This window comes from Raskinella chloraquaticus (SeqCode) (assembly GCF_021731865.1).
Taxonomy (GTDB): domain Bacteria; phylum Pseudomonadota; class Alphaproteobacteria; order Rhizobiales; family UBA4765; genus Raskinella; species Raskinella chloraquaticus.
Genome location: NZ_JAKFWN010000006.1, coordinates 92,704 through 106,436, shown reverse-complemented (window position 1 = coordinate 106,436; position 13,733 = coordinate 92,704). Strand labels below are relative to the sequence as shown.

The following is a 13,733-nucleotide window of genomic DNA, read 5'->3' as shown; positions in this document are numbered from 1 at the left end:
TCATGCACCCTTGCTGAACAATTCGCGCCCGATCAGCATGCGGCGAATTTCGCTGGTGCCAGCCCCGATCTCGTAGAGTTTGGCGTCACGCAGCAGACGCCCCGTGGCATAATCGTTGATGTAGCCATTGCCGCCGAGGAGCTGAATGGCATCAAGCGCCACCTTGGTGGCGTTCTCCGCCGCATACAGAATGGCGCCTGCCGCATCCTCGCGCGTCGTCTCGCCCCGATCACACGCTTTGGCGACCGCATAGACATAGGCACGCGTGGCGTTCATCGCCACATACATGTCGGCGATCTTGCCCTGCACCAGCTGGAAGCTGCCGATAGGCTGATCAAACTGACGCCGCTCGTGGATGTAGGGCAGCACGACATCCATCGCCGCCTGCATGATGCCAATCGGCCCTGCGGCGAGGACGGTGCGCTCGTAATCGAGCCCCGACATCAGCACATTGACGCCCTTGCCAAGCGGGCCGATGAGGTTCTCCTCCGGCACTTCGCAATCGGTGAAGACAAGTTCGCCCGTTTCCGAGCCGCGCATGCCAAGCTTGTCGAGCTTCTGGGCGACTGAAAAACCCGGGAAATCCTTCTCGACGATGAACGCCGAGATACCCCGTGCTCCGGCCGCCGGATCAGTCTTGGCATAGATGATCAGCACCTCCGCACTGGGACCATTGGTGATCCACATCTTGGTGCCGTTCAGAATATAGCGGTCCCCGCGCCTTTCGGCTTTCAACCGCATCGACACCACGTCCGAACCGGCACCTGGCTCCGACATCGCAAGCGCCCCCACATGCTCGCCGCTGATGAGCTTGGGCAGATAGCGCTTTTTCTGCTCGTCACTCCCCCAGCGGCGCATCTGGTTCACGCACAAATTGGAATGCGCCCCATAGCTGAGCCCGATCGAGGCTGACGCGCGCGACACTTCCTCCATGGCGACACAATGGGCAAGATAGCCAAGCCCTGACCCGCCCCATTCCTCCTCGACCGTGATGCCATGCAGGCCAAGCGCGCCCATCTGCGGCCACAGCTCACGAGGAAACCAGTCATCCTTGTCGATGCGCGCGGCAAGCGGCGCGATCTGTTCAGCAGCAAACGCCGCAACGCTGTCGCGCAGCGCGTCAATGTCCTCGCCCAGATCGAAATTGAAGGGTCGCGCCACGTTGGCGATCATGTCACACCTCTGCTGTCAATCACATCGCCGCGTCAGCGGGCAAACCCGGCGACCGTTGCGACCACCTGCCCGTCCAGGCCGAGAAATCCATGATAGGACTGGGCTTGGCACGGATTTCCTTTCGATGTTCCACCGCTGAGCCAGACGATGCGCGCCTTGCTACCCGCCCATTTGCCAAACTGTGCGACCCCTGCCGGCGGCGTGACCTTGCAGCCATCATTGCGATGATGGACGACCATGGTCGGCGGCAGGACATTGGGGGAGCCGATGAATTCCTGGACGTTTTCGTTGCCGCCCTCCCGGTCGTAGAAGCCCGCAGTGAACACGACCGCATCAGGACGCTCGCTCCCTGACAAACGCCCGATCTGCTCGGCGATCCGCAGCGTGCCGCGGCTGGTGCCGGCAAGCGTCACCTTCTTGACACCACGCTGGCGCAACGCCGCAACCGCCGCGCCCAGTGGCACGCCCTGATCAACGACCAGGGCCGCCAGCCCGGCACTGGCATAGGCCCCTTGCGTGCGCACCAGCTGGTTGCCGGAATAGCGGATGGAGCCATCCTGCGACAGGCCGATGACCCCGTCGCCTCCGGATACCAGCACGATGCCAGAGCGCGGCGTGCCGTTGCGCTCAAGGCGGGCGAGCCCGTTGAAACCGCCAAGCGCGATCACTTCAACCTGCCCCGCTGACGCGTTTGACGTCGCCAGAACCACGCCGCCCAGAAGCGCCACTGCAACCAAACGACCAATCATCTCGACGTCTCCTCCCAGCCGGGTGCAACACCTTACAGATATATTAACCATAGCCGTTCATCATCATCCAGGTCTTGTGATTTTTGATGAAGGTAACATGAGTTATCAGCGACCTGACCGCTCACGGCCACCCGCCGAGCCGCCACAGTACATCATAATCGCGCGTGGCGAAGAGGTTCACAGTTTCATCCTGCGCAAATGGATGATCGGACTCGCGGTTCTGTTATGCGCCGGCGTCACCTTCTGGCTGTGCGCCGCTACCGCCTACATCGTGTTTCGTGACGACGTCCTGGCTGGCATGGTCGCCCGCAATACGCGCCTCCAGCACGCCTACGAGGACCGCATCGCCGCCATGCGGCTGCAGATTGACCGCATCAGTTCGCGCCAGCTGGTTGATCAAGACGCTCTGACCACGCGCATGAGCGATATTCTGCGCCGCCAAGGCCAGATCGAGCAGCGCACGCACAGCCTGGGAAACATGCTGGACAAAGCCCGCCAGTCGGGAATTCTTCCCCGAGACAAGGGTGACGACACACTGAAGACCGGCTCGATCACTCCGCCCGCAGCCAAGACCGCCATGCGCCATTCCGCTGACTATTCAGCAGCACTTGGCAAGGTGGAATATACGCTCGCACGCCTGACGATCACGCAGGACCGCTGGCTTTCAGAAACAGAAAGCAAATTGCAGGACAGCGAATCCCGCCTGCGATCAGCGATCAGTGAACTCGGCCTCAGCCCGGAAAAATACGGCGTCAAGCGCCTTATCAGACGGCCCCCGGTCGCCGCCTCGGCCGCCGGTGGACCCTTGATCCCGCTTTATGCCGACGGTACGGCCTCCGATCCCTTTATCTGGCGCGCCGAGAACCTGCAGAATTCATTTGAAGTGGTCAATCAGCTCCAACGCGCTGTGCGGACCATTCCCCTGCGCAAGCCGGTCGCTGGAGCCCTCGATCTGTCCTCAGGATTCGGCAGCCGCTCGGACCCGTTTCTGGGCGTCCTTGCCTTCCATGCCGGTCTTGATTTTCGCGCCGAGCAAGGCGAGCCGATCCGCGCCACCGCGGCCGGTAAAGTCGAGACGGCGGGACGCGATGGCGGCTATGGGCTGATGGTCGAGATCGACCACGGTCAGGGCGTGAGCACACGCTACGGCCATATGTCGAAAATTCTCGTCAAGGCAGGCGACACCATCGTGCCGGGTGCCGTGATCGGCCTTGTCGGCTCGACAGGCCGCTCGACCGGTCCGCATCTTCATTACGAGACGCGGATCAATGACGAGCCCGTCAACCCCGACAAATTCCTGCGCGCCGGTATCAAGCTGAAGCTTTAGCGTCGCTCAGTCGACATCGTCCACCTTGACCGGCGCCCCGCCAAATACGCGTTGCGACAGCGTGGCTTCGATAAAGGCATCAAGGTCGCCATTGAGCACGTCCTGCGGCGAGTTAGAAACGACGCCGGTGCGCAGATCCTTCACCATCTGATAGGGCTGCAGCACATAGGAGCGGATCTGATGGCCCCAGCCGATTTCGGTTTTTGCATTGTGCTCGGCCAGCATCGCATCTTCACGTTTTTTCAGCTCGATCTCGTAAAGTCGGGCTTTCAGCATCGTCCACGCGGTGGCGCGGTTCTGATGCTGCGAGCGCTCCGACTGGCAGGCAACCACCACGCCTGACGGCATATGGGTGATGCGCACCGCCGAATCGGTTTTATTGACCTTCTGCCCGCCCGCGCCCGATGCGCGATAGGTGTCGACCCGGCAATCCGATTCCTTCACCTCGATGTCGATCGTGTCATCCACCACCGGATAGACATCAACCGACACGAACGAGGTCTGGCGCCGTGCATTGGCGTCAAACGGCGAGATGCGCACCAGGCGGTGCACGCCCGCTTCCGTCTTCAGCCAGCCATAGGCATTGTCACCCTTGACCAGCAGGGTCGCCGATTTGATACCCGCGCCCTCGCCATCGGATGCTTCCAGCAGTTCGACCTTGAAGCGGTGCCGCTCGCCCCAGCGCGTATACATGCGCAGCAGCATTTCCGCCCAGTCCTGGCTTTCAGTGCCGCCAGCGCCGGGGTGGAACTCGACATAGGCATCATTGGGGTCAGCCTCGCCTGAGAACATCGCCTCGACGCGGCGCTGCTCGACGGCTTTTTGCAGGGCTTTCAAGGCATCCGTGGCCTCAGCCACCATTTCCTCATCGCCTTCCCCCTCGCCAAGCTCGATCAGCTCTGCGGTATCGGAAAGGTCCGTTTCGAATTTGGTTTGCGACGAAAGCCCGACTTCAAGCTGCTGGCGCTCGCGCATCAGTTTTTGTGCTTTACGCGGATCATTCCAGAAACCGGGGTCTTCAGCGAGCATGTTAAGCTCACTCAGCCGTTTCTGCGACGCATCCCAGTCAAAGATGCCTCCTCAGCAGGGTAAGCGCCTGCTTGATGTCGTCAAAGAGATTCTGGGCTTCAGCGCGCATGTCGGTGTTCCTGACGTTTCGTCTTACGCCAGTGCCGGCTCACACCTCGTTTGTCAACGCAGCATGAGAGCCGCCATCAATAAAGCCCGCCGGTTCCCGACCCCACCGCCCGGTCGGCCTCAGGGCTGACGGTGCGCTTGTTTCCAAAAGCATCGGAATAGCCGATGATGGAAAGCGAGTCTGGCGGCTGCTGGCCCTGCTTGAAGGCTTCGAGAATGACACCCGACCCCGCAGGCGCCGAAGTGCGTAAGCCTGTGCGTGCATCGATACGGGCGAAATAGATGCCCGGCGGCACGCGGAACGGCACGGCCGGCTTGTCGGCCAGCGCCTGCTTCATGAAATCGCGGAAGACGGGTGCTGACAACACGCCGCCCGTTGCGGCTGATCCCATTGGTCGCGGCTTGTCATAGCCGATATAGACCCCCATCGACAGGCTCGGCGAGAAACCGACAAACCACGCATCCTTGTAATCATTGGTCGTGCCCGTCTTGCCGGCAAGCGGCTTGCCAACCTCACGGATGACCGTTGCCGTACCGCGCTGAACGACCCCTTCCATCATTGACGTGATCTGGTAGGCGGTCTGCGGGTCGATGACCTGCTCGCGCTTGTCGACGAGGTCAGGCGGCGCCTGGCCCGCATATTTGTCGACATTGCACCCCTGGCACTGGCGCTCGTCATGGCGATAGATCGTCTTGCCGTAGCGATCCTGGATGCGGTCGATCAGCGTCGGCTTGATCTTGCGACCGCCATTGGCAATGATCGAATAGCCCGCCGTCATCTTGAAGACGGAGGTCTCGCCTGCGCCCAATGACATGGCAAGCACCTGCGGCATGTCGTCATAAATGCCAAAGCGCCGGGCATATTCAGCCACCAGCGGCATGCCCATGTCCTGCGCAAGTTTCACGGTCATCACATTGCGCGACTTTTCAATGCCAAGGCGCAACGTCGACGGGCCATAGAATTTTCCGTCGTAGTTTTCTGGCCGCCAGAGACCTTGCCCAGCGCCCTGATCGATCTCGAAGGGTGAATCGAGAACAACGGAAGCGGGCGTATAGCCATTGTCGAGTGCAGCGCTGTAGACGAAGGGCTTGAATGAGGAACCGGGCTGACGATAGGCCTGCGTTGCCCGGTTGAACACCGATTCCGAGAAGGAAAAACCGCCGACCATGGCCAGCACGCGACCCGTATAGGGGTCCATGGCAACGGCTGCGCCGCTGACCTCGGGCACCTGCCGGAGATAGAAATTGCCGGGCTGCGCTGCCGGCTCCACATAGACGACATCACCAGGCTTCAGGACATCCTGGCCACGCGCCGAACGCTTTGCCCACGCCATCAGATTGGGCGGAATGAAACCAACCGTGCGCTCGGCGACAACTTCACCCCCGCGCAGACGATTGGGCTGCAGGCCAACCCGCACCCCCTGAGGTTGCGTATCAAGGACAATCGCCAGACGCCACGGCGCAACGTCACCATAAGGCGTCACGCTCGACACCAGCTTCCCCCATTCGCCGTCCGGCAGGTTGAGATGGGTCACCGGTCCGCGCCAACCGCGCTGTTCGTCAAATTTCACCAGCGCGTCGACGAGTGATTTGCGCAGATAGCCCTGCAATTTGGGATCGAGCGTCGCGCGCACCGAAAGCCCGCCTTCATAGACCTTCTGCTCGCCATAGATATCAACCAGCTGCCGGCGCACCTCTTCGGTGAAATATTCCGCCGCAAAGGTCGCCGTACGTGAACTCTTCTGAGCGATATCAAGCGGCATGCCGCGCGCCTGTCGCTGCTGTTCACGGGTGATGTACCCATCCTCGAACATGCGATCGAGCACATAATTGCGCCGGTTGGTGGCCGCTTCACGGTTGCGGAATGGATCATAATTGGATGGTCCCTTGGGCAGGGCCGCCAGATAAGCCGCCTCGGGAAGCGTCAATTCATCAACCGATTTGTCAAAATATTGCAGCGCTGCAGAAGCAATGCCATACGCGCGCAACCCGAGGAAAATCTCATTCAGATACAATTCAAGAATACGCTCTTTGGAAAAAACGGTTTCCATGCGCAGCGCGACCAGAGCCTCCTTGATCTTGCGCTCCAGCGAAGCCTCATTGGTCAACAGGAAGTTCTTGGCAACCTGCTGGGTGATGGTTGACGCGCCTTCGGGACGCCGCTGGCCGAAATTGCGCAGATTATTGACCACCGCGCGGATCAGACCTTCATGGTCGACGCCCGGATGGGTGAAGAAATTCTTGTCTTCCGCCGCGACAAAGGCGTTGATCACCAGGCGCGGCACCGACTGGATCGGTATATAAAGCCGTCTCTCGCGCTGAAATTCGCCAAGCAGCGATCCATCGGCGGCGTGGATACGGCTCAACACCGCCGGTTCATATTTCTCAAGCGCGGTAAAATCCGGCAGGTCGCGACTGTAATACCAGATGACGCCGAACGCGGCGGCAACAGCAGCAATGAAGATAAGCGTGCCGGCTGCAAACAGAAGGCCAAAAAAGCGGAAGATCATGTTCGCAACCTGATTGAAGGGGGCACCGCGGCTGTGCGGGGTGTCAATGACGACGGACGAGCGAAAAAAGTGTCTGTTGATACCAGACTGCCGTAGTCACCACCAACCAGCAGTTTCCTAGTCATTCGTCTCCTATGTGACAAGTTCATGGAGAATTTGTGATCTGCTGTGCCGATAGTCATGGTGCCTGACTCCGCCCCACGGTAACCGACACAAACGATATGATCGCTTTTGTCAGACGCAGCGCCGTCTTCTCCCGCCATTCCTGAGAGTTGAGGAGCCTGGTGTCATCCTTGTTGGTCAGATATCCAAGCTCCAGCAGGGCGGAGGGAACATCGGGCGCGCGCAAAACACGAAATCCGGCGAAACGGTGCGGATTTTTGACCAGACGCACACTCTGTTTCAGTTCACTGACCAGTTGGCGAGCGAAATGCACGGAAAAATTCTTGGTCTCACGATGCATCAGATCAAACAGGATATCGGCAACATCGCTGGTATCGGGCGGAAGATCGACACCGGCGATCTGGTCAGCCTTGTTTTCGCGCTCGGCATAGGCCGCAGCCTCTTCATCAGAGGCTGTCTCTGAAAGCGTGTAAACTGATGCTCCTGACAAGGCTTGCGCCGGTTTTGCTGATGAATCGGCGTGAATCGACAGGAAAAGAGCTGCCTGTCGTTCGCGCGCAAAACGCACTCGATCAGGCAGGGAGATAAAGCTGTCGCCCTCTCTTGTGAGAATCACCCGCACCTGTCCGCTGGCCTCGAGCGCGGCCTTCAGGGCTTTCGCCATCTCCAGGGTGATCACTTTTTCCGGCGTCGTGTCCTGCCCCACAGCCCCCGTATCTACACCGCCATGGCCCGGATCAAGGACAACCAGAGGCCGCTCGGCACGCGTCGCGCCACCGCGCTCACCCGCACGCCCTCTATCTTTGACGTCGGAAATTTTTGTCGCAGCACTCCGCCTGACCGCCCGCAGAAATTCGTCTTGACCCGTCTTCACGAGATCAACCACCAGTCGCGCCGGCGCTCCGTCCAGCGGATCGAGTACAAATGCCCTGTCGATCAGAACCGGGCTGCTGGCATCAAGTACGATCCGCGACTTGCCGCTTGCCACCTGGCCGAAGCGAAAGCCGCTCACGAGCCCACGCCCCTCCCGTCCACTGTCCGGCGACACTTTGAAAAACGTTTCGGGCAGATCAACAACCACGCGCGAGGGTTCAGCCAGCAGCGACACCGCAATATCAAGCCGCCGGTCGATGTCCATGACGAACCGGGTACGCCGCTGATCACCAATCAACCGCGCCTCACTTGCGACTGGCAAAGCGGATGGGACGGAATTTAGCCGGCCGTCTGCTGCCGGCGTCTGCGCCGACACGGGCGAAAACGAGGCAAGCAGGATAAAGACGGCAGCCGTGATCCCACGCGCGGCGCTTGCCGTGCGACACTTCTTTTCCCTGCGCTGAGATGCCGTGATCGGCAATGCGGTTCCTGCCAATGTGCTGCGGGTCGATTCCACCCTGCGGTTTTATGGTTAACGATGTCTTGATGCGCCTTTGTCAAGCGGGCGCTTATTTGACCCATCAAAACCGCGACATTGCGGCGAGCCGCCGACTTGCCTGTACTGGGATGTCTGCGTACTGCCCTTGCCAAATGCCAACTTTGACGATTAAACAGATATTGGCTCACGGATCGGCGGAATCGTCCGTTGCGTGCGAGCCGGTGAATTGTCGGGACGTGCCCGGTTGTCAGCGCCTTTCGCATGGCGCGCACTGTGGCTGTTCTTGATCGAAGCTGACGTGACCAGACTGAAGCCCGCCTTTTTATTCATTGGGCGGGCCCTGCTTGATCGAGGATAATTTCCAGCCACATTCGCCGGGCTTGCCCGAATCGGATTGCTGCGCCGCTCGACGATGAAGTGTCGGCTTGCGCTTGTCTTGACCGTTTGAAACGGCACGGACCAGCACTTTTCCAGGCGCTTTCACGTTGTGACGTTCCCGAGCCAACTGACACTGCGCCTTGTGTAAAGGCGCTGGCCCGATCTGGAGTTGGCGTATGGTTGCCGCCTTTGGCCACCTCGCGATGAGCCCCGAACAGACGCGTCCCTGGGCGCGTGTGGACGAATATCGTTTCGTTTGGATGCCTGAAAACCAGGCGCTGCGCTCGACAACTCTTGGCTCGATTCTTTTCCCGATCGCTTTTCGTACCCTTTCCATCCTCAACAATCATATCGTCGTCGCAGCGCCCTTGCGGGTTGCCCTGCTGACGGCCGAAAGGTTTTTTACATGGCTAACAAAATGCTCATTGATGCGACCCACGACGAGGAGACGCGCGTCGTCGTCCTGCGCGGACATCGCGTCGAGGAATTCGATTTCGAGAGCGCGTCCAGGAAGCAGCTGCGCGGCAATATCTATCTAGCCAAGGTTACTCGCGTCGAGCCCTCCTTGCAGGCGGCCTTCGTTGATTATGGCGGGAATCGTCATGGCTTTCTCGCTTTCTCGGAAATCCATCCTGACTATTACCAGATCCCGGTAGCCGACCGTCAGGAATTGCTGGCCGAAGAAGCCGAGGCAGCCGCTGCCGAAGACCATGATGATGATGACGGTGACGCGCCAGCGCGTATGCCGGTTGAAACCGCAGACCACGACGATCGGTTGAGCGAAGAGATCGACCATGGCGATCATCCGCACTCGGACGAGCATCATGACAGCGATGGTATTCATCCCGATATTGCACCGCAAATCGCGACGTCCAACGACGATGATGCGCCGGTTGCCGGTGCGGAGCCAGCGGAGCTGAATGACGAATCACCGGGTGGTGGTGCGAATGTCGAGGAGCTGCCACATCATCACGACCAGGAGATCGTCGAGGCGGTCGGTGGTGCGGATGCGCTGGAGGAAGCGCAGGAGCGCCCGCGCCGGCTGCCGTCACGCCGCTACAAGATCCAGGAGGTCATCAAGCGCCGCCAGGTGCTTCTCGTGCAGGTGGTCAAGGAAGAACGCGGCAACAAGGGCGCAGCCCTCACCACCTACCTGTCACTTGCCGGCCGCTATTCGGTTCTGATGCCGAACACGGCGCGCGGCGGTGGTATCTCGCGCAAAATCACCAACCCGCTTGATCGCCGCCGCCTCAAGGACCTCGTTCACGATCTCGACGTGCCGGACGGCATGGGGATCATTCTGCGCACGGCGGGCGCGAGCCGCACCAAGCCGGAAATCAAGCGCGATTATGAATATCTCATGCGTTTGTGGGAAAACGTCGCTGAATTGACGCTGAAGTCGGAAGCACCCGCGCTCGTCTACGAGGAAGGCTCGCTGGTCAAACGCTCGATCCGCGATCTCTACGACAAGGACATCGACGAGGTGACTGTCAGCGGCGATGCCGCCTATCGCGAGGCCAAGGACTTCATGCGCATGCTCATGCCGAGCCATGCCAAGAACGTGAAGGCTTACCGCGATGAGGTGCCCGTCTTCACGCGCCTTGGCATTGAAAGCCAGCTGGAGCAGATGATGCAGTCGCAGGTGCGGCTGCCATCAGGCGGCTATATTGTCATCAACCAGACAGAAGCGCTGGTCTCCATCGACGTCAATTCCGGTCGCTCGACGCGTGAGCACAACATCGAAGACACTGCCGTCAAGACCAATCTCGAAGCCGCCGAGGAGATCGCCCGCCAGCTTCGTCTGCGCGATCTTGCCGGCCTGATCGTCATCGACTTCATCGACATGGATGAGGGGCGCAACAACCGGTCGGTCGAGCGCCGCCTGAAAGACCATTTGAAGCGCGACCGCGCCCGCATTCAGGTCGGGCGCATTTCCCATTTCGGGCTTCTCGAAATGTCGCGCCAGCGCATCCGCACCTCGGTCCTCGAATCGACCATGGAGCAATGTCCCGTCTGCGCCGGCAGCGGACTGACGCGCTCGCCATCATCTGCCGCTCTGCAGATCCTGCGCGTCATCGAGGAGGCCCTGATCCGTGACCCGCGTCACGACCTTGTTCTGCGCGTGCCCGGTCGTGTGGCGCTTTATGTGCTCAACACCAAGCGCGCCAACCTGTCAGCCCTTGAGGATCGCTTTGGTGTCACCTTGACCGTCGATGTCGAGGACCACCTGCCAAGCGGCACCAACTATCTGATCGACAAGGCAGGCTTGTCCAACAAGACGCCCCGGCCACGTCCGACGATCCAGGTCGATTCTGTCGAAATGGACGAAGTGACGGAGGACGAGGAAATCCTCGCTGACGCGCCGGGCGCCGAGGTTGAAGAAAGCCACGAAGGGGATGGCGAGGCCAGCAAACGCCGCCGCCGCCGCCGCCGTCGCGGTCCCGACAAGGAGCGCACCGAACAAACCAGCGCCGTTGCGCTCGTTGCGCCGGCTGATGGCGACAGCGAGGACGAGGAAGACGACGGCAACAGTGAAGAAAATGCCACCGGCGACAAGGATGAGGATCGCAACCGCAAACGCCGGCGTGGTCGGCGCGGCGGCCGCCGCATGCGTCGCAATGGCGAAAATGGCGAAGGTTTCGAGCGTGAAAAGCGTCTTGAGCCGGTGACCTGGCTGCAACCCGGCGAGGAAGCGCCCAACGCGCTGCTGGCCGATGCGTCAGAGCCCCCCACGCCCGATAGCGCAGCCCACGAAGAAGACTTCGCCGGTCATGGCGACGTCAAGGCAGAGTTGATCGACACAAGCGCCGAAGCGCCGGCTGAAACGCTCGCGATACCGCTGAGATCTGAAGCGCCTGCTGCTGAAGCGCCTGCGGCTGAGCCACCACGTGATGCGGCTGCGGTCGAAGACGCGGTGGCGCCCATGCCCCGCATTCCTGACCTGGCTGAAATTGTCGAGGAACCGCAGCCGATTGCCAGCGAGCCAACGGCTCCGCGCCGTCGCGGCTGGTGGTCGCGCAAGAGCTGAGATGACCGGGCGGGAATTATTCTTTCCGCCCGTTGTCCCCCTCACGGCCTGAGGGCGCGCGCCAGATAGCCCGCCATCAACCGGTCTCCTCGATCCGCACTTTTCATGAGATCGTCATGGACCGCGCGCTTATCACCCTCTGACCGGTGCTGAACGACTTTGGCAGCGCCGGTGATCGCGGAAATAGTCAGTTCAACGCCGATGATGACCCGCTTGAGCTGGGTGATATAGGGCTCAGGCGCGTCCGACACCGCCCATTCAGGCTCGCGCCCTGCTTCCATATGGCGTGTCAGATGATCGAGATGGGCGGCAAGCCACGCCTCGTCGCTCGTAAACGTGAGCGTACCGCTGACATGCACCGCCACATAATTCCACGTCGGCACCACTTTGCCGTGATCGCGTTTGGCGGGATAGAGGCTGGGCGTCACATAGGCGCTGGCCGGCTGGAAAATAACCAGCGCCGAGCTGCCATCGATCCCCTCGCGCCCCTGCGCGTTGGCTCGTGCGACATGCCCGCGCAACAGACCCTTGTTTCCCGCGCCGCGATGAAGAACGAACGGAATATGGCTCGCCACAAAGCCATCCGCCCCTTGAGTAACCAGAGCCCCTAACGGAAACCGGTCGATGAGGCTGAAACATTCGTCATCATCGATAACAAATTGCGGCGGCACATACATCATTGAACTCCGGTCAGCGCGGCAGCCAACCCTTGAGCCGGCGTACGCATTCGACAATGGTCGCTTCGGGACCGGCGTAGGAAAAACGAATATAGCGGTGACCATGAGCGGGATCAAAATCAAGCCCCGGCGTGGCGGCGATGCCGGTTTCGGCTAAAAGCTTTGCCGCGAACGCCTTTGACTCATTGGAAAAGGGCTCGACGCTGCAATAGGCATAGAAGGCGCCATCCATCGGCAGCACCTCGCGAAAGCCCAGCGCCGGAAGCTCGCTCATCAAGATGGCGCGGTTCCGCGCGTAGGCCCGCTTGTAGGCTTCCAGCTCCTCATCAGCCTCAAACGCCGCAAGCGCCGCCACCTGGCTCAGCAGCGAGGGTGAAATGAAAAGGTTTTGCGCCAGACATTCAATCGGCCGCACAAGGCGCTCCGGCACGATCAGCCAGCCGACCCGCCATCCCGTCATGCACCAGTATTTCGAGAACGAATTGACGATGATCGCGTCATCGTCGACCGCCAGCGCCGTTGTCTCAGGCGCGCCATAAGTGAGGCCATGATAGATTTCATCCGAAATGAGCCATATCCCGAGATCACGACAGCAAGCGGCAAGCGTTGTGAGATCATCGCGGGAAATCACGGTCCCTGTCGGATTATTGGGACTGGCGACGAGGAGCCCCGCAAGTGATTTTTCCTGATGGGCGGCCCTCACCGCCGCCGGTGTCGGCGCCCAGCGCTCCGTTGCTTTCGTTTCGATAATGACCGGCTCGATATCAAGCGCTGCCGTCGTATGGCGGTAGGCGGGATAGCCGGGTGTTGGCACAGCCAGCCGCTCGCCCGGGTTGAAGGCCGCCAGAAACGCCAGAATGAAGGCTGCCGACGAGCCTTGCGTAACGATGACGCGCCCCGGATCGACATCAAGCCCATGCCTGTCGCGATAATGGCGGGCGATCCGCTGGCGCAATGCGTCCATGCCAAGCGCCTGGGTATAGCCGATAGGCCCGGCGCGCAGCGCCCGTTCGGCAGCGGCGATGGCCGCTTGCGGCGCAGGCGTGCCCGGCTCACCCACTTCCATATGCACGACATCGTGACCACTGGCGATACGCGTGGCGGCGGCGCGCATCACGTCCATGACGATAAACGGCGGAATCTGACTGCGCCGGGAGGGTTGCCGGCGCTTCATTTCGCCCGTTTGATCACCTTTTGCCATCGCCTCGCCATGATTGTGAATGAAGTGCTCGCCGCTTGGTAGCAAAGCTGGAGCGCCT

At 60.6% G+C, this 13,733-nt stretch carries 9 protein-coding genes; 2 read left to right on the top strand and 7 right to left on the bottom strand.

Annotated features, from left to right (window positions below):
* Together ACINK1_RS03335 and ACINK1_RS03330 are read right to left on the bottom strand one after the other, a co-directional pair.
* A complete protein-coding gene (locus tag ACINK1_RS03335) occupies positions 1-1,173 on the bottom strand; it encodes an isovaleryl-CoA dehydrogenase (protein ID WP_376802449.1) in 1,173 nt (390 codons plus the stop codon).
* Between the two features lie 32 nt (positions 1,174-1,205).
* A complete protein-coding gene (locus ACINK1_RS03330; protein WP_376802448.1) occupies positions 1,206-1,922 on the bottom strand; it encodes an alpha/beta hydrolase in 717 nt (238 codons plus the stop codon).
* 97 nt (positions 1,923-2,019) lie between these two features.
* Here ACINK1_RS03330 and ACINK1_RS03325 point away from each other — a divergent pair, with 97 nt between their 5' ends.
* A complete protein-coding gene (locus ACINK1_RS03325; protein WP_376802447.1) occupies positions 2,020-3,249 on the top strand; it encodes a M23 family metallopeptidase in 1,230 nt (409 codons plus the stop codon).
* Positions 3,250-3,255: 6 nt separating this feature from the next.
* On the opposite strand, the gene prfB is transcribed toward ACINK1_RS03325, so the two are convergent.
* The 3 genes from prfB to ACINK1_RS03310 all read right to left on the bottom strand — a co-directional run bounded on the left by prfB (position 3,256) and on the right by ACINK1_RS03310 (position 8,157).
* A protein-coding gene (gene prfB, locus ACINK1_RS03320) for a peptide chain release factor 2 (protein ID WP_376802446.1) occupies positions 3,256-4,387 on the bottom strand; the annotation gives its coding sequence in 2 pieces (ribosomal slippage) (positions 3,256-4,317 and positions 4,319-4,387; 1,131 coding nt in all).
* Between the two features lie 76 nt (positions 4,388-4,463).
* Positions 4,464-6,896, bottom strand: coding sequence for a penicillin-binding protein 1A (locus tag ACINK1_RS03315; RefSeq protein WP_376802445.1), 2,433 nt, complete (start codon positions 6,894-6,896; stop codon positions 4,464-4,466).
* A 178-nt stretch (positions 6,897-7,074) separates the two neighbouring features.
* Entirely contained in the window at positions 7,075-8,157 is a 1,083-nt protein-coding gene (locus ACINK1_RS03310; RefSeq protein ID WP_376802444.1) for an N-acetylmuramoyl-L-alanine amidase, read from the bottom strand.
* Between the two features lie 1,018 nt (positions 8,158-9,175).
* Between ACINK1_RS03310 and ACINK1_RS03305 the strand changes: the two genes are divergently transcribed.
* Complete coding sequence (locus ACINK1_RS03305; RefSeq protein ID WP_376802443.1) at positions 9,176-11,797, top strand: ribonuclease E/G; 2,622 nt, start codon at positions 9,176-9,178, stop codon at positions 11,795-11,797.
* 41 nt (positions 11,798-11,838) lie between these two features.
* Here the strand turns inward: ACINK1_RS03305 and ACINK1_RS03300 are convergent, their stop codons facing one another.
* On the bottom strand, positions 11,839-12,477 hold the full coding sequence (locus ACINK1_RS03300) for an FMN-binding negative transcriptional regulator (RefSeq protein WP_376802442.1): 639 nt from the start codon (positions 12,475-12,477) through the stop codon (positions 11,839-11,841).
* Positions 12,478-12,487: 10 nt separating this feature from the next.
* Complete coding sequence (locus ACINK1_RS03295) at positions 12,488-13,675, bottom strand: pyridoxal phosphate-dependent aminotransferase (protein ID WP_376802441.1); 1,188 nt, start codon at positions 13,673-13,675, stop codon at positions 12,488-12,490.
* Positions 13,676-13,733: the final 58 nt, after the last annotated feature.